The organism is Streptomyces sp. NRRL S-378, assembly GCF_000720645.1.
Lineage (GTDB): Bacteria > Actinomycetota > Actinomycetes > Streptomycetales > Streptomycetaceae > Streptomyces.
Genome location: NZ_JOBX01000057.1, coordinates 1 through 15,461, shown reverse-complemented (window position 1 = coordinate 15,461; position 15,461 = coordinate 1). Strand labels below are relative to the sequence as shown.

Below are 15,461 nucleotides of genomic sequence, written 5' to 3'. Positions count from 1 at the left end.
GGCGCGGTCAGAGCTGGGACTTGTCGCGCTTGGTGAGTCCGTACTTGGCCGCGATCGTGTTCCACATGGTCGCGGCAGACTCCTTGGCCTTGGTCGCCTCGCCGCTCGACTTGTTGCCCTCGGCGGCGTTCTTGTTGGCCTTGGCCTTGCCGTCCTTGCACTTGTCGTCGCCGTCCACGTCGTCCGCCCAGGCCGCGTAGCTGTTGTCGGCGTCCGCCGACGCCTGCCAGGCCTTGGTCAGGGCGGCGGACAGCCTGGCGTGGTCGGGGAGCTTGTCGAGCTTCAACTCCTGCAGCCGGGTGATGAGTTCCTCGCGCTGGCGGGCCGCGTCGCGCAGGTCCGAGGCCGCCTGGTCCAGATTGGCGCAGCCCTTGATGTCCTCCACGGCCTTGATCACCGCGGCCCGGCTGTCGTTGCTGTCCGCGAGGAGCTTGTCCAGCTGGACGGCCTGGGGGCGGGCCGGGTCGACCGGTGCCTCGCCGGGCGCGGCGGAGCCGCCGCTCGCGGTCGGCGCGGCGGGCACGGCGCCCGGGTCGTTGTTCTGGGGCTTGCCGTCGGGGAGCAGCGTGCCGACGCCGAGGCCGACCATGGCGAGGCCGATGACGACGGCGCCGATGATCGCGGGCGAGACCTTGCGGGTGGGCTCCGCCGGCGGGGGCGGTGCGTACTGCTGGTGCGGGTGTTGCTGGTGGGCCGGGGGCGGTACGGGGCCCTGGCCGCGCGGCGGGTAGGGCCGCTGCGGGGGCCGGCCCCGCAGCACGGGCTCCTGTACGGGTGGCAGGTGCTGGGTGTGCCCGGCGGAGTCGTCGCCGCGGAACAGGCCGTCGAAGCCTTCGACGGCGGAGGCGGCGGGGACCGGCGGGATGTACTGCGTCGCAGCCTCGGCGTGCGCGGGAGCGGCGGGGCCCGGTCCTGCCGGCACGGGGGGTATGTACTGCGTGGCGGCCTCGTCGTGGCCGGGGTGCGCGGGGACGGGCGGGATGAACTGGGTCGCCGCCTCTTCGTGCGCGGGGGCGGCCGGGGCGGCGGGAGCGGCCGGGCCGGCCGGTACGGGCGGGATGTACTGGGTGGCGGCCTCGGGCAGCGGCGGATAACCATAGCCGTGCGGTGCCCCGGGGCCCTCGTAGCCCGGGCCGACCACGTGCCCGGGCGGGACCTCCGCGGCGGGGTAGGCCTGCGGGTAGCCGTAGGCGGCCCCGGGGTGCGCCTGCTGCGGCTGCTCCGGGTATGCCGGATAGCCGGACGCCGCGTCCGGATCCCACGGGGCACCAGACTGAGGGGTGCCCCCTTGTCCGCTCTGCGTCACCGGGACTCCTTCTCCGACTCGCCCGACCGTACGGAACCGTCCGGCAACGCTACCTGCTCGCGGGGCGCGGCGGGGGCGGGGCCCGGCGGGCCGGGTCCGGGAGCGGGGCGGTGTGCCGTCCGGGACTGCACGATTTATGGCGCCCTGGGGCGGTCCGGCCGTACGGGCACCCGCCGCGGCCCCCACCACGTTTCACGTCCCGGACGGCACCCCGCGCCACCCCCGTCCCCTCTCACCGTCCCTGCCCGTCCGTCCCCCGTCCGTCCCTCCCCCGTCCATCCGTCCCCCGTCCGTCCGTCCGCCGTCATACTCCGGCCCCGCCGGCGTTCGAGGCGCCGGGTCGGGGGCGGAGTCCCGCTCCTTCAGCCCCCGGCCGCCGTCAGGCGACCCGGGCGGCGAACTCCCGGACCGAGGCCTCCTCCCGGAACGGCTCCAGCCGGGACCTGAAGTCCTCCAGGTACTCCTTCCCACGGTTCGAGCGGAGCCCCTCCAGCAGGTCCGCCGCCTGCGTGGCCGTCTGGCAGGCCTGTTCCACCTCCCGCTGCTGCACCTGCGCCGCCGCCAGCAGCAGCAGCCCGATGGCGCGGCGGCGCGCCTTGCCCGCCGGGAGGCCCCGCAGGGCCTCCTCGGCCTGCCTGGCCGCCGCGTCCGCCTGGCCCAGGTCCCGGTGGCAGTGGGCCAGTTCGTCCGCGAGGTACGCCTCGTCGAAGTGGCGGATCCACACCGGGTCGTCGCCCGACTCCGGCTCCGCCCGCTCCAGGGCGCTCAGTGCCCGCGCGGACAGCACCCCCGTCGCCCGGCCGTCGCCCAGCAGCGCGTGCCCGCGCGCCTCGGCGGCGTAGTACATGGCCTCCACCCGGGGGGTGACCTGCCCGCGGGTCCCCTCCTGGGCGGCCCGCGCCAGCTGCGCGATCTCCCGCGGGTTCCCGAGCTCCGCCGCGAGGTGGCTCATGGACGCCGCCAGTACGTAGCCCCCGTACGCGCGGTCCCCGGCCGCCTGGGCCAGTCGCAGCGCCTGGATGTAGTAGCGCTGCGCCAGGCCCGGCTGGCCGGTGTCCACCGCCATGTAGCCCGCCAGCTCCGTCAGCCGGGCCACCGCAGCGAAGAGGGCCCGGCCGACCGGTTCCCGGTAGGAGCCGCCGATCAGCCCCGACACCACCGAGTTGAGGTAGTGCACGACCACCGGCCGCACGTGGCCGCTGCCGAAGCGGTGGTCGAGCTCCTTGAGGGCCTCGGTGGTCGCCCGTACCGCCTCCACGTCCGGCATGCCGACGCGTGAGCCTCCGCTGCGGGCCACCTGGTGGTCGGCGCCGGTGATCAGCCAGTCGCGGCTGGGTTCGACGAGGGCGGAGGCGGCCACGCTCGATCCGGAGAGGAAGTCGCGGCGGCCGACGTCGCTGCGCCACAGCTCGCAGACCTGCTCGATCGCGCCGATGACGGTCGGGGAGAACTGCAGGCCGACGCCGGAAGCGAGGTTCTTCCCGTTGGCCATGCCGATCTCGTCGATGGTGACGGTCCGGCCGAGTTTGCGTCCGAGGGCCTCGGCGATGATCCCGGGTGCCCGGCCGCGCGGCTGCTGGCCGCGCAGCCAGCGGGCCACGGACGTCTTGTCGTAGCGGAGATCGAGGCCGTGTTCGGCCCCGCACATGTTCACGCGCCGGGCTAGCCCGGCGTTGGAGCACCCGGCTTCCTGGATGAGCGCCTGCAGCCGTTCGTTCGGCTGGCGGGCGACGAGAGGCCTGGCTGCCATGAAAACCCCCTGCTGACCGCGGGTGATCCGTTGGAATGATCACTTCCCGCCTGATGTGCGGAGAATCTTCCGCTCTGCGTCGTGTCGCTACCCAGCAACAGCGCCCCGGCCTCCTACGCGCCCCCACGCGTGCATCAGTGCGCCCCGCATGCAGGATCGATGCTCCGCTCGCGGGCGGGTTTACGCCCGTAACCCCGGGTGACCCGGGCAGTTGTGATGGGCGTGGAAGAGACCATCACAGTCACGGAGACCGCACCCATCCCCAAGCAGCGCGGCGAGCAGCTGTTGGACCATGCCGTGCGGTACGTGGAAGAACGGCACTGGGATGTCTTCGCCGGCACCTGGTTGGAGCCCGGGGACGGCCGGGAGCTGTGCTCCTGCGGGGCCGCGGACTGCCCGGCGCCCGGCGCGCACCCGGCGGTGAAGGACTGGGCGTCGCACGCCACCGGCAGCGCGGTCCAGGTGCGCCGCGTCTGGGGCAGGCACCCGCAGGCGTCGATCCTGCTGCCGACGGGCCGGACCTTCGACGCACTGGACGTGCCGGACTCGGCCGGCTTCCTGGCGCTGGCCCGGCTGGAGCGGATGCAGCGCACCCTCGGCCCGGTCACGCTGACGCCCGACCACCGGATGCTGTTCTTCGTACTGCCGGGCGCCGGGGTCAAGGTCGCGGACCTCGTGCGGAAGCTGGGCTGGACGCCGTCCGCGCTCGACCTTGCGGCCCGCGGCGAGGGCGAGTACGTGGCGGCCCCGCCCACCCGCTTCGGCGGCCGGGGCGCGGTGCAGTGGGCGCGCCGCCCCACGCCCGCGAACCGGTGGCTGCCGGACACGGAGGAGCTGATCGACGCGCTGGCGTACGCGTGCGGCAGCGAGGCGGCGGCGGAACGCAAGCGGCGCCAGGGGTGACACCGCGCCGGTGACGTCACTGCGGCCGCCGCTGTGAGGAAGCGCCCGGGAACTCATGACATAAGTAACTGATGAGGCCTCTCCCCCTCCTCCTATCGTGAGGAAAGAACGACCAACGGGGACGTGTGACGAGAGGCGGGCGCATGCCGGACCAGGGCGATGCGACGGGTGGGACGCACGGGACGGACGGCGCGCGAACCGCTCCGTCCGCCGTGCGCGTGGAAGGTCTGTGGAAGCGGTTCGGCGAGCAGGTCGCCGTCGCCGGCATCGACCTGGAGCTGCCCGCGGGGAAGTTCATCGGTCTGGTGGGACCGAACGGCGCGGGCAAGACGACCACGCTGTCGATGGTGACCGGACTGCTGCGCCCCGACATGGGGCGGGTCGTCGTCGCGGGCCACGACGTGTGGGCGGACCCGACCGAGGTGAAGGCACGGATCGGCGTACTGCCCGAGGGGCTGCGGCTCTTCGAGCGGCTGTCGGGGCGTGAACTACTCGGATACATGGGCCGGTTGCGAGGCCTCGCGGGGGACGAGACCGACAAGCGGGCCACGCAGCTGCTGGAGATCCTCGACCTCGCCGGCTCGCAGCACAAGCTGGTCGTCGACTACTCGACCGGCATGCGAAAGAAGATCGGCCTGGCGGCGGCCCTGCTGCACAACCCCGAAGTGCTCTTCCTGGACGAGCCGTTCGAGGGCGTCGACCCGGTGTCGGCGCAGACCATCCGCGGCGTGCTGGAGCGCTACACCTCGTCCGGTGCCACGGTCGTCTTCTCCTCCCACGTGATGGAGCTCGTCGAGTCGCTGTGCGACTGGGTGGCCGTGATGGCCGCAGGCCGGATCCGCGCCGCGGGCCCGCTGGCCGACGTACGGGGCTCCGCGCCCTCCCTGCAGGCCGCCTTCCTCGAACTGGTCGGCGCGCACGGGCGGGACGCGGCCGGGGACTCCCTGGACTGGCTCGGCGGCACCTCCGGGACGGTCGCGCGATGAGCGCGCCCGCCGCTCCCGCCGGGGCCACGGGCGCCGCCGGGATCGCCCCCGGGGTGTCCGCCGGACCGTCCGCGTCCGCCGCGCCGCCCGCGCTGACCCCGGTCTTCCTCCGCATCAAGCTGTCGCTGCTGCGCAACGGGCTGAAGGGCTCCTCCAAGCGCAAGGCCGCCTACTTCTCGACGCTGGCCTTCGCGCTCGTGGTCGGCTTCTTCATGACGCTCGGCCTGGGCCTGCTGCACGGCAACGCGCACGCGGGCACCGTCGTGGTCCTGCTGGCCGGGATCCTGGCGCTCGGCTGGGCCTTCATGCCGCTGTTCTTCCCGACCGGGGACGAGACGATGGACCCGAGCCGGCTGGTGATGCTGCCGCTGCGTCCGCGTCCTCTCGTACGGGCGCTGCTCGCGACCTCGCTGGTCGGCATCGGTCCGCTGTTCACGCTGTGCCTGGCGGTCGGCTCGGTGATAGCCGTCGCGCGCGGTGCCGCGGGTGCGGTGGCCGCCGTGGTCGCCGTACCGCTCCTGCTGCTCGGGTGCGTGACCCTCGCGCGGGCCGTGGCGACGGCCAACGTGCGGCTGCTGACCAGCCGCAAGGGGCGCGACCTGGCACTCCTCAGCGGTCTGGTGATCGCGGTGGGCGCGCAGCTGGCCAACTTCGCCAGCCAGAGCCTCTTCCAGGCGGGCGGCGTGACGGCGCTGGAGCCCGTCGAGGCGGTGGTGCGGTGGCTGCCGCCGGCGACCGCCGTCGGCATGGTGGACTCGGTGGGCGAGGGCGCGTACGGCAGGGCGGCGGCCCAGCTGGTGCTGAGCGTGGCGGCCGTGGCCGGTCTGCTGTGGTCCTGGGAGCGCAGCCTGACCAAGCTGATGGTCACACCGGACGGTTCGACGATCGCGGCCTCCGGGCCCGTGAAGAACCGCGGCGGTGCCGGCGGCGGCTTCTGGTCGCTGATGCCCGGCGGCCGGACGGGCGCGTCCATGCAGCGCACCCTGCGCTACGTCGTGCGTGACCCGAAGACCAAGTCGGCGTGGGTGACCGCGCTGGCGATCGGCGTGATCGTGCCCGTCTTCAACGCGCTGCAGGGCACCGGGTCGGTGTATCTCGGCAGCTTCGGCGCGGGCATGCTCGGCATCCAGATGTACAACCAGTTCGGGCAGGACACCTCGGCGTTCTGGATGGTCGCGCAGACCATCTCCAGCGCCCGTGACGCGTACGTGGAGCTGCGGGCCCGCGCGGCCGCGCTGGCTCTGGTGATCGTCCCGTACACGGTCCTCGTCACGGCGGTCACCGCCGCTCTGGTGGACGACTGGCAGGCCTTCCCCGCCGGGGTGGGCGTGGCCCTCGCCCTGGTGGGCTCGATGCTGTGCACGGGGGCCCTGGCCTCGGCCCGCTTCCCGTACTCCATTCCGACGGACGGCGCCTTCAAGAACGTCGCCCCGGGGCAGGGCGGGCTCGCCTGGGGCGGCATCGCCGCCGGGATGCTGACGTCGGCGCTGGTGAGCGCCCCGGTGATCGCCCTGACGATCTGGCTGAACATGCCCGAGCACCGGGACGTGTCGTGGATCGTGCTCCTGATCGGCGTGGCCTGGGGCTGGCTGGCCGCCTGGGCGGGGCTACGGCTCGCGGCGCCGACGGTGGCGCGGAAGCTGCCGGAGATCCTGTCGGCGGTGAGCAAGGGCTGACCGCCCCGCGTACCGGACGGGCCGGTCTCCGCTCCCCTCGTGGGAGCGGAGACCGGCCCGTCGGCGGTTCCGGCGCCGGGCGGGAGAGGTGGAACGGGCCCGCGCCGGGGCCCTCAGGGAGCGGGGGCCGGGATGTCGTCCAGGAAGGGTTCCAGCGCGGCGCGCCAGGCCGCCGGCTGGTCGTAGTGGAGGTAGTGGCCGGCGTCGGGGATCTCCGCGTACCGGCCGGCCGGGAGGACGCGGACCATCTCCTGGGCCTCGGCGCGGCCCAGTTCGCCGTCCAGGCCGCGGACCACGAGGGTCGGGCAGCGGACCTGGGCCAGCTCGTCCCAGTGGGCGTCGTGGACCCAGGTCTCGCGGGCCCGCAGCATCTGACGGCGGGAGAAGAGGGGGCGCCAGCCGTCCGCGGCCTCGTGCATGACCTCGGCGAAGAAGGCGCCGCGGCCGGGGTCGGGGCGCTCCACGCGGGGGTCGTCCTCGCCGAACCAGCGGCGGGCGGCGTCCTGGCTGGGGAAGGGCAGGGGCCAGAGGTGGAACCAGTCCTCCCATTCGCGCTGGGAGGCCGCGCCGAGGGCCGAGGCGCGCATGTCGCAGATGACGAGGGCCGCGACCAGGTCGGGGCGGCGGGCGGCGAGCTGCCAGGCGGTGAGCGCTCCCATGGAGTGGCCGATCAGGGTGACGGGGGCGAGGCCGAGCTGTTCCACGGCGGCCTCGGCGTCGGCCACGAAGGCCTCGCGGCCCAGAGCGGTGTGCGGGGCGGCGCCGGCGGGCGGGCGGTCGCTGTGGCCGTGGCCGCGCTGGTCCAGGGCGATGACGCGACGTCGCTCGGCGAGCCAGTGGGCGGTGCCGGCCCAGTGGGAGGCGCGGCCCATCAGGCCGTGCAGTAACAGCACACCGGGGCGGGGGTCCGCTTCAGCTTCGGCGGCCGGTTCTCGGAACTGCCAGGCGGCCAGACGGACGCCTTCGGCCCCTGTCACATCGATGCGCTGTACCACCGCAGATGCACCCCCTTCGTTCCCCGCCAGACTATCGAACCCCCATTCGAAAACGGGGTTCTCGCCCACAACACCGCTCTTTCGAGTGACCTTGCTCAAGGATTGGCCGCCGCTGCCGATGGAGATCCTTTCAACAGGGAGGCGGGCCGCTCGGGGAAGACGGTCCGAGGGGAAGACCTTGAGAGCTCGGGGCTCCAGGTCGCACAGGGGAGGACCGGTCCCGGCGCCGCGAGGCGCCGGGACCACCCACATCGAGGCCGACGCGTACGGGCGGGGACCCTGCGGGCCACAACGCGCTACACGGGCTGCAGGATCAGCGCTTCGCCACGAACACGTGCGAGGCGATCTCCGCCTCCAGCTCGGCGGCCTCACCACCGCTTCCGACCAGGACGCCGCCCGGGGACTCGGTCACGCTCACCACCGAGCCGGGCTGAACACCCGCACGACGCAGCGTGTACATCAGCTGGGCGTCCGTCTGGATCGGCTCCCCGATACGCCGCACGACCACCGTCTTGCCCTCGGTGCCCGGGTCGAGCTCGGACAGGCTGATCATGCCGTCCTCCAGGAACGGCTCCGCCTCGGCCTTCTCCCCCAGCTCCTCCAGCCCGGGGATCGGGTTCCCGTACGGCGACTCGGTCGGGTGGCGCAGCAGCTCCAGCACCCGCCGCTCCACCGCCTCGCTCATCACGTGCTCCCACCGGCAGGCCTCGGCGTGGACCTGCTCCCACTCCAGCCCGATGACGTCGACGAGCAGGCACTCGGCGAGCCGGTGCTTGCGCATGACGCGCGTCGCCAGCCGCCGGCCCTCCTCGGTCAGCTCCAGGTGACGGTCGGTGGCGACGGCCACCAGGCCGTCCCGCTCCATGCGCGCCACCGTCTGGCTCACCGTCGGCCCGCTCTGGTCCAGCCTCTCGGCGATGCGGGCGCGCATGGGTACCACGCCTTCCTCTTCCAGCTCGAGGATGGTGCGGAGATACATCTCCGTGGTATCGATCAGTCCGGACATTCGTGCCCCTCGGATTGCGTGCGCTGGCCCTGCCCCCAATTCTGACGCATCGGGCCGACAACCGTCCCGTACCGAGGGCCAAGACCGCTCGCGGGCATCCTCCCGACCCCGGCACGCGGGATTGACGCCCGTATTGACAGGCCCTTGGTCCAGACCGCACGGTGAGCGGCGGACACGGACGCACCCCACCTCTGGAAGGGCCTTCGGCGCATGAGCGAGAGCAAGCTGGCCGGTCAGTTCTTCGACGCCGCCATCGGCCTGCTGGAGCGGGTACGGGACGAGGAGGCCCCGCACATCGCCGAGGCCGGCACCCTCGTCGCCGACGCCGTCGCCGCCGGGAACCGCCTCTTCGCCTTCGGCGCCGGGCACTCCTCGCTGCCCGCCCAGGACGTCGTCTACCGGGCCGGCGGCCTGGCCCTGATGAACTTCCTCGCCGTCCCCGGCACGGCCGGCGTCGACGTCATGCCCGCCACCCTGGGCAGCGCCCTGGAACGCGTCGACGGCCTCGCCGGCGCCGTCCTCGACAGCAGCCCCGCCTCCGACGGCGACGTCCTCGTGATCATCTCGCTCTCCGGGCGCAACGCCCTGCCGGTCGAGATGGCCATGAACGCCCGGGCCATCGGCCTCAAGGTCATCGGCGTGACCTCGGTCGCCTACGCCACCGGCACCAGGTCCCGGCACGCCTCCGGCACCTTCCTCAAGGACCACTGCGACGTCGTGCTCGACAGCAAGATCGCGGTCGGCGACGCCGAGCTGAGCCTCGACGGCATCGACGCCCCCTTCGCCCCCGCCTCCACGGTCGTCACCAGCGCGATCATGCAGGCGGTCATGGCGACGGCCGCCGGCGAGCTCGCCGCCCGCGGCCTGGAGCCCCCGCTGCTGCGCTCGGGCAACGTCGACGGCGGCCACGAGTGGAACGGCCGCGTGATGCAGGAGTACGGCGACCGGATCTTCTTCCGCCACTAAGGGCCGTCCCGCACCTGATCCCGTCATCCGACGCGGTCCCCGGCAACGCACCTCGCACCCAGAGGAAATGACGGGACGCCACACCCGCCCCGTCGGCGGCGGGTGGGGCGCTCAGCCCGTGGCGGGGGTGGTGGGGAGTGATGCCAGGTCCAGGTCCGCCGCGACGCGGGCCGCGACCTCCTCCGCGTACGCCGCGTCCGCGCGCTCGAACGCCACCCGCGAAGGCCCCCGCAGGAACGTCAACGCGCCCAGGGTCCGCCCCCGGCTGCGCAGCACCGTGCACAGCACGTGCGCCGCACCCTCGGGCCACTGCCGGGCCCGCGCCCACTCCGCGTCCGCCTCACCGCGCGGGGCACTGGTGCGCACCGAGCCGATCCGGTCCAGCGCCTGCAGCGCCGGATGCCCCGCCGGATACCGCACGGGGATCGAACCGGGCCCCGGCAGCGCGGGCGGCGACGCCGCGCACCGTACGAGCCGGCGCCGCTCGGAGTCGGCGGCGGGGGCCAGTACGTCCAGCAGCGCGTGCTCGGCGAAGCCGGCGAGCGCGAAGTCCAGGCGTACGGCGGCCGCCTCCGCGGGGTCCTCGCACTCGGCGGCGGCCCGCCCGGCACGGTGGAGCTGATGGGACCGGAACCGCGCCTGCGCGGCGTCGAGCTGCTCCTGGCGGGCCTCGGTGACGTCCTGGATCAGCCAGCCGACCCCCAGCGGCACCGGTTCCTCCGCGAGCGGCGAGGCCAGCCGCAGGAACCCGCACCGCCAGCACCGGCGCCGCACGCCCTCCGCGGTGCGCACCGACACCCACATCTCGACGGGCGCGGGCGGCGCCCCCTCGGCGAGCACGTGCTGCAGCGCCCCCTCCAGCTCCTCGACCCCCTGGGTCAGCAACTCCCCGAGGGGCCGGCCGAGCAGGGCGGTGCGTCCGGTCCCGAAGGCCCGCGCGGCGTGCGCGTTGACCACGGCGGGCCGCAGGTCGACGTCGACGAGGACGACGCCCCAGGAGGCGTCCTCCATCAGGGCCTCGCTCAGCGCGATGGACCGCTCCAGGTCGATCTGCGCGTGCACTTCGCTGAAGGCGCAGTACACCCCCGCGGGCGAGCCGTCCGCGCCCGGCACCCCGGCGGACTGCGTCCGCACGAGGACGCGCCCGCCGTCCTTGGTGAGCAGCGCGAACTCGTGGACCTGCCGCCCGGGTACGTGCTGGGCGGACATCAGTCTGTCCTGCACGTCCTGTGCGTCGGCGGCCCGCACCGCCCACCCCTCGAACCCCTTGCGCCCCACGGCCTCCTCGGCCGACCAGCCCAGGATCCGCTCGGCCTCCCGGTTCCAGTGGGTGATCACCCCGTCGGAATCGAAGGCGCACAGGGCGGCGTCCATCCCGTCCAGCAGCGCGGCGAGCAGATCGTCGGCGGTCTCGTCACGTCCGGAAGCACTCACCTGGAACCCCCAGCAGGTGTTCGCGTATGCGGCACGTCAGATCATTGAACTCGAACGTGACCCACACCACACCGCATTCGGGGAAATCGATGCGTGCCCCACCTCTGCTGCAACACCTCCCCGTGATGCCGTGCCACCCTGCCCGGGCCGGGAGTTGCCCGGCAGCGGGCGCGCCGCCGTGGCCCGGCGGGCCCCTTCGCGTCCGGCTCAAGGCGATCCGGCTGAGGACACACCACGGGGCTCCTCCGGACCGCTACGGGTTCACCCGCCCGCTCCGGCCCCGCGGCACGATCCATCACGGCTGCTCGACCGGGGACTGGCCGCAGCTGTCGCCCCTGGGGGAAAGCGCGCCCGGCCCGGCAGGGGTCGGGTGCGTCTCGGTCCGGACCGGTGGCCGGCCCCGCATCACAACGCTGACCAGCCGTTTTGTCGTCTCGCACCGGCATGTCCGGCTTCTCCGGAGAGCCGATCGACACGCCTGAAATTCGCCGCGGAAATTCGATTGAGCGCGGAGCGCGGGCCTGGTTAGAGTGGACGCACACTGAAAGGAGGTGATCCCGGAAATGTATGAACTCCGGACGCGTGAGGTGGCTGCGGGCTAGGGCCCGTCGTCAGTAACGCACCCAGTGCGGTGCCCGGCGGAAGCCCGGCGCCAATCCCAAGCAGTCACCCGACCCGCGGGCTCGCCGGTAACGTCCGGCCGGCTCCTCTCACTGCAGGAGAGGGACCCGAGCCCGCGGGTCGTCTGCGTCTACGCGCCCGCTACGGGCACAGACGCTCCAGGCGCCACTTCTCGCCCTCCAGCACGTAGTGGAGCCGGTCGTGCAGCCGGTTCTCGTGGCCCTGCCAGAACTCGACCTCCTGCGGCACCACCCGCAGCCCGCCCCACTCCGGCGGCACCGGCACCTGCTCCCCCTCCGGATAGCGCTCCGCGAGCTCGGCGTAGCGGCGGTCCAGCTCCGCGCGGGAGCCGATCACGCTCGACTGCTCGCTCGCCCAGGCACCCAGCTGCGAACCGTGCGGCCGGGACCGGAAGTACGCCGCCGTCTCGTCGCGGCCGATACGGGCCGCCGTACCGGTGACGATCACCTGACGGGCGATGGGGTGCCAGGGGAACAGCAGCGCGACGTGCGGGTTCTCGGAGAGCTCCCGGCCCTTGCGGGACGCGTAGTTCGTGAAGAACACGAAGCCCCGGCTGTCGAACTGCTTCAGCAGCACCGTGCGCGAGCTGGGCCGGCCGTCGGGGGTGGCCGTCGAGACGACCATGGCGTTCGGTTCGAAGAGGTGCGAGTCGGCCGCCTGCTGGAACCACCGGGCGAACTGCTCCATCGGTTCCCCGGCGAGGCTCTCCTCGTACACGATCTCCGAGCGGTACTGCTTGCGCATCATGGCGGGGTCAATGTCCTGATCGGTCACGCAAGCCATCCTGCCGCAGGTGGACCGGTGACGGTGTGCCGTATGTCACGCTTCCGCAGTCGGGGCACAGCGGCCAAAATCTTGGGGCCGGTCCGAAGGTCCCCGCACGGGTGACCAACGGCCCTGCCGGGCATCAACGGGGATGACCGCGCCGGACCGCGAGTCACGCCGGGAGCCGCGCGTGTTCGCACTATCTGAGGAGCCGCCTGATGTCCGACTTCGTACCCGGGCTCGAAGGGGTCGTCGCGTTCGAGACGGAGATCGCCGAACCCGACAAGGAAGGCGGATCGCTCCGCTACCGGGGCGTCGACATCGAAGACCTCGTCGGCCACGTCTCCTTCGGGAACGTCTGGGGCCTGCTGGTCGACGGTGCTTTCAACCCCGGCCTGCCGGCCGCCGAGCCCTTCCCCATCCCGGTCCACTCCGGTGACATCCGCGTCGACGTCCAGTCCGCGCTCGCGATGCTCGCCCCCGTGTGGGGTCTGAAACCGCTGCTGGACATCGACGTGCAGACCGCCCGCGACGACCTGGCGCGCGCGGCCGTGATGGCGCTGTCGTACGTCGCCCAGTCCGCCCGCGGCCAGGGCCTGCCCATGGTCCCGCAGCGCGAGATCGACAAGGCCGAGTCCGTCGTCGAGCGGTTCATGATCCGCTGGCGCGGCGAGCCCGACCCCAAGCACGTCAAGGCCGTCGACGCCTACTGGACCTCCGCCGCCGAGCACGGGATGAACGCCTCCACGTTCACCGCGCGCGTCATCGCCTCCACCGGTGCCGACGTCGCCGCCGCCCTGTCGGGCGCCGTCGGCGCCATGTCGGGACCGCTGCACGGCGGCGCGCCGTCGCGCGTGCTCGGCATGATCGAGGAGATCGAGCGCACCGGCGACGCCGTCGCGTACGTGAAGAAGGCCCTCGACAAGGGCGAACGCCTGATGGGCTTCGGGCACCGCGTCTACCGCGCCGAGGACCCGCGCGCCCGCGTCCTGCGGCGCACCGCCAAGGAGCTCGACGCGCCGCGCTACGAGGTGGCCGCAGCGCTGGAGAAGGCCGCCCTGGAGGAGCTGCACGCCCGTCGCCCCGACCGGGTGCTCGCCACCAACGTGGAGTTCTGGGCGGCGATCATGCTGGACTTCGCCGAGGTCCCGGCGCACATGTTCACCTCCATGTTCAGCTGCGCCCGTACCGCCGGCTGGTCGGCGCACATCCTGGAGCAGAAGCGCACCGGCCGCCTGGTCCGCCCGTCGGCCCGCTACACGGGACCGGGCCGGCGCGACCCGCAGGAGATCGAGGGCTACGCGGACATCGCCGAGACCGCCTGACCGGCCCGGCCGCCCGTCACCGCGGGGCGCCGCGACCCGGACTCCTCCGGGGCGGCGCCCCTGCCGCGTTCCGGGCCCCTCCGTGGGCTCAGCCCAGGGCCGCGTCGAGGATCCGCGACCACTGGGCCACGACACGGGCGCGGCGGGCCGCGTCGTCGGTCAGGACGTTCGCCAGACCCAGGCCGCGGGCCATGTCGAGGAGGCCCTGCACGGTCTCCCGTACGCCCGGCACCGCCTCGTCGGCGCCCAGCAGCTCGACGGCGATGCGGTGGGTCTCGCGGCCGACCCGGGCCTCCAGCTCCGTGACCCGCGGGCGCAGCTGCTCCTCGTTGGAGGCGGCCACCCACAGTTGGAGCGCGGCCCGGAAGAGGGTGCCCGTGTACAGGTCGACCAGCGCCCGCACCACGGCCGGGCGGGCGGCCGGCCCGGAGTGGAAAAGGTCGCGCAGGGCGGTGGAGCGTTCCTCGGCGACGTACTCGACGGCGGCGGTGAACAAATCCTCGCGGGTCGGGAAATGGTGCTGGGCGGCTCCGCGGGACACACCGGCGCGTTCGGCGACGACGGAGACGGTGGACCCGGCCCAGCCGTGCTCCGCCAGGCAGGACACGGCCGCCTCCAGGAGGTGGCGGCGGGTGACGCGGCTGCGCGCCTGCTTGGGGCCCGTCTCGGCCGTGGCGCCGCCGGTCACAGCGCCCATGACGGTTCCCGGCGCTCGAAGCGGGCGGCGATGCCCTCGCGGGCCTCGGCGGAGCCGAAGTGGTGGGCGGACAGCTCGGTGAGCGCGGCACCGTCCTGCGCGAGGGCCGCGCGTACGGGTGCGGTGACCAGTCGCTTGGTCGCGGCGAGCGCCTGGGGGCCGGCCTTGCGCAGGCCCGCGAGGACGGGCGCGAGGGTCTCGTCGACGTCGTCCCCGTGGAGGGTGAGCAGGCCGATCCGTGCCGCCTCGGCGGCGTCGAACGCCTCGGCGGTCAGGAAGTACCGGGCGGCGGCGCGCGGGTCGAGGCGGGGCAGGAGCGGTGCGGAGATGACGGCGGGGACCACGCCCAGGTGGGTCTCCGTGAAGGCGTACGAGGACTGTGGCCCGGCGGCGGCGATGTCGCACACGCCCAGCAGGCCGAGGCCCCCGGCCCGGACGTGGCCGGTGACACGGGCGACGACCGGCTGGGGCAGCTCGGCGATCTCGCGGAGCAGGGCCACGAAGTCGGCTGGGTCGCAGGGGGACTTGAGGTCGGCGCCGGAACAGAAGGTAGTGCCGGTGTGGGTGAGCACGACGGCGCGCACGGCCGGGTCCGCGCCGGCCGCGGCGAAGGCGGCGCGGAGCTCGGCGACGAGCTCCGCGGAGAGCGCGTTGCGGTTGGCCGGGGAGTCGAGGGTGAGGGTGGTGACGGCGGCCGCGGTGGTGGCGTTGACGGGTGTGGCCATGGCTCCTCCGGAGCGGTCGGCGGGGTGGGCGGGGTCCTCCCGGGGGAGGGTATGCGGTGGCCCCTGCGGGGTTGCTCGGCGGTGCCGTTGGGTTTGCCCTTGCGGCGTCCCCTGCGGTGTCCCCTGCGGGGTGCTGTACGGGGTCTCGGCGGTGCCCCTGCGGCGGCTCGGCGGTGTGCTGTGCGGGGTGCCCCTGCGGGCGGCTTGGCGGTGTGGGGGCCGGGTTAGGTCCTGCGGTGTCCCCTGCGGGGTGCCGTGCGAGGTGCCCCTGCGGGCGGCTTGGCT

At 73.7% G+C, this 15,461-nt stretch carries 13 protein-coding genes; 5 read left to right on the top strand and 8 right to left on the bottom strand.

Annotated features, from left to right (window positions below):
* Window positions 1-7 precede the first annotated feature (7 nt).
* Both IH80_RS39845 and IH80_RS0130255 read right to left on the bottom strand, forming a co-directional pair.
* Window positions 8-1,306, bottom strand: a complete 1,299-nt coding sequence (locus tag IH80_RS39845; protein WP_051810131.1) for a hypothetical protein — start codon at window positions 1,304-1,306, stop codon at window positions 8-10.
* A gap of 379 nt (window positions 1,307-1,685) precedes the next feature.
* Window positions 1,686-3,056: a hypothetical protein gene (locus IH80_RS0130255; protein ID WP_030964735.1), complete on the bottom strand. Its 1,371-nt coding sequence runs from the start codon at window positions 3,054-3,056 to the stop codon at window positions 1,686-1,688.
* A gap of 216 nt (window positions 3,057-3,272) precedes the next feature.
* Between IH80_RS0130255 and IH80_RS0130250 the strand changes: the two genes are divergently transcribed.
* The 3 genes from IH80_RS0130250 to IH80_RS0130240 all read left to right on the top strand — a co-directional run bounded on the left by IH80_RS0130250 (window position 3,273) and on the right by IH80_RS0130240 (window position 6,621).
* A complete protein-coding gene (locus IH80_RS0130250) occupies window positions 3,273-3,959 on the top strand; it encodes a bifunctional DNA primase/polymerase (protein ID WP_030964734.1) in 687 nt (228 codons plus the stop codon).
* Window positions 3,960-4,102: 143 nt separating this feature from the next.
* A complete protein-coding gene (locus IH80_RS0130245; RefSeq protein ID WP_030964733.1) occupies window positions 4,103-4,945 on the top strand; it encodes an ABC transporter ATP-binding protein in 843 nt (280 codons plus the stop codon).
* Window positions 4,942-6,621, top strand: a complete 1,680-nt coding sequence (locus tag IH80_RS0130240; protein ID WP_051810130.1) for a hypothetical protein — start codon at window positions 4,942-4,944, stop codon at window positions 6,619-6,621. The genes IH80_RS0130245 and IH80_RS0130240 overlap by 4 nt, the downstream gene beginning before the upstream one ends.
* A 113-nt stretch (window positions 6,622-6,734) precedes the next feature.
* On the opposite strand, the gene IH80_RS0130235 is transcribed toward IH80_RS0130240, so the two are convergent.
* Window positions 6,735-7,616 carry an alpha/beta fold hydrolase gene (locus IH80_RS0130235; protein WP_030964730.1) on the bottom strand — a complete coding sequence of 294 codons (882 nt, stop codon included), beginning with the start codon at window positions 7,614-7,616 and terminating at the stop codon, window positions 6,735-6,737.
* Window positions 7,617-7,929: 313 nt separating this feature from the next.
* Entirely contained in the window at window positions 7,930-8,622 is a 693-nt protein-coding gene (locus IH80_RS0130230; RefSeq protein ID WP_030964729.1) for a metal-dependent transcriptional regulator, read from the bottom strand.
* A gap of 210 nt (window positions 8,623-8,832) precedes the next feature.
* Between IH80_RS0130230 and IH80_RS0130225 the strand changes: the two genes are divergently transcribed.
* The gene (locus IH80_RS0130225) at window positions 8,833-9,588 is read left to right on the top strand and encodes an SIS domain-containing protein (RefSeq protein ID WP_030964728.1); all 756 of its coding nucleotides are present in this window, start codon (window positions 8,833-8,835) and stop codon (window positions 9,586-9,588) included.
* A 111-nt stretch (window positions 9,589-9,699) separates the two neighbouring features.
* Here IH80_RS0130225 and IH80_RS0130220 read toward each other — a convergent pair whose 3' ends face one another.
* Together IH80_RS0130220 and pdxH are read right to left on the bottom strand one after the other, a co-directional pair.
* Complete coding sequence (locus IH80_RS0130220; RefSeq protein ID WP_030964726.1) at window positions 9,700-11,022, bottom strand: PAS domain-containing protein; 1,323 nt, start codon at window positions 11,020-11,022, stop codon at window positions 9,700-9,702.
* Between the two features lie 762 nt (window positions 11,023-11,784).
* Entirely contained in the window at window positions 11,785-12,447 is a 663-nt protein-coding gene (gene pdxH / locus IH80_RS0130215) for a pyridoxamine 5'-phosphate oxidase (RefSeq protein ID WP_030964725.1), read from the bottom strand.
* Between the two features lie 200 nt (window positions 12,448-12,647).
* Here pdxH and IH80_RS0130210 point away from each other — a divergent pair, with 200 nt between their 5' ends.
* On the top strand, window positions 12,648-13,754 hold the full coding sequence (locus IH80_RS0130210; protein ID WP_030964724.1) for a citrate synthase 2: 1,107 nt from the start codon (window positions 12,648-12,650) through the stop codon (window positions 13,752-13,754).
* An 88-nt stretch (window positions 13,755-13,842) separates the two neighbouring features.
* On the opposite strand, the gene IH80_RS0130205 is transcribed toward IH80_RS0130210, so the two are convergent.
* On the bottom strand, window positions 13,843-14,451 hold the full coding sequence (locus tag IH80_RS0130205) for a TetR/AcrR family transcriptional regulator (protein WP_030964723.1): 609 nt from the start codon (window positions 14,449-14,451) through the stop codon (window positions 13,843-13,845).
* Complete coding sequence (locus tag IH80_RS0130200; protein WP_030964721.1) at window positions 14,439-15,176, bottom strand: enoyl-CoA hydratase family protein; 738 nt, start codon at window positions 15,174-15,176, stop codon at window positions 14,439-14,441. Before IH80_RS0130200 ends, IH80_RS0130205 begins: the two co-directional genes overlap by 13 nt.
* Window positions 15,177-15,461: the final 285 nt, after the last annotated feature.

Bases quoted from the DNA above. Each gene is read 5' to 3' on its own strand.
- IH80_RS0130255 (WP_030964735.1), bottom strand. From the start codon at position 3,056: ATGGCAGCCAGGCCTCTCGTCGCCCGCCAGCCGAACGAACGGCTGCAG.
- IH80_RS0130250 (WP_030964734.1), top strand. From the start codon at position 3,273: ATGGGCGTGGAAGAGACCATCACAGTCACGGAGACCGCACCCATCCCC.
- IH80_RS0130245 (WP_030964733.1), top strand. From the start codon at position 4,103: ATGCCGGACCAGGGCGATGCGACGGGTGGGACGCACGGGACGGACGGC.
- IH80_RS0130240 (WP_051810130.1), top strand. From the start codon at position 4,942: ATGAGCGCGCCCGCCGCTCCCGCCGGGGCCACGGGCGCCGCCGGGATC.
- IH80_RS0130230 (WP_030964729.1), bottom strand. From the start codon at position 8,622: ATGTCCGGACTGATCGATACCACGGAGATGTATCTCCGCACCATCCTC.
- IH80_RS0130225 (WP_030964728.1), top strand. From the start codon at position 8,833: ATGAGCGAGAGCAAGCTGGCCGGTCAGTTCTTCGACGCCGCCATCGGC.
- pdxH (WP_030964725.1), bottom strand. From the start codon at position 12,447: ATGGCTTGCGTGACCGATCAGGACATTGACCCCGCCATGATGCGCAAG.
- IH80_RS0130210 (WP_030964724.1), top strand. From the start codon at position 12,648: ATGTCCGACTTCGTACCCGGGCTCGAAGGGGTCGTCGCGTTCGAGACG.
- IH80_RS0130205 (WP_030964723.1), bottom strand. From the start codon at position 14,451: ATGGGCGCTGTGACCGGCGGCGCCACGGCCGAGACGGGCCCCAAGCAG.
- IH80_RS0130200 (WP_030964721.1), bottom strand. From the start codon at position 15,176: ATGGCCACACCCGTCAACGCCACCACCGCGGCCGCCGTCACCACCCTC.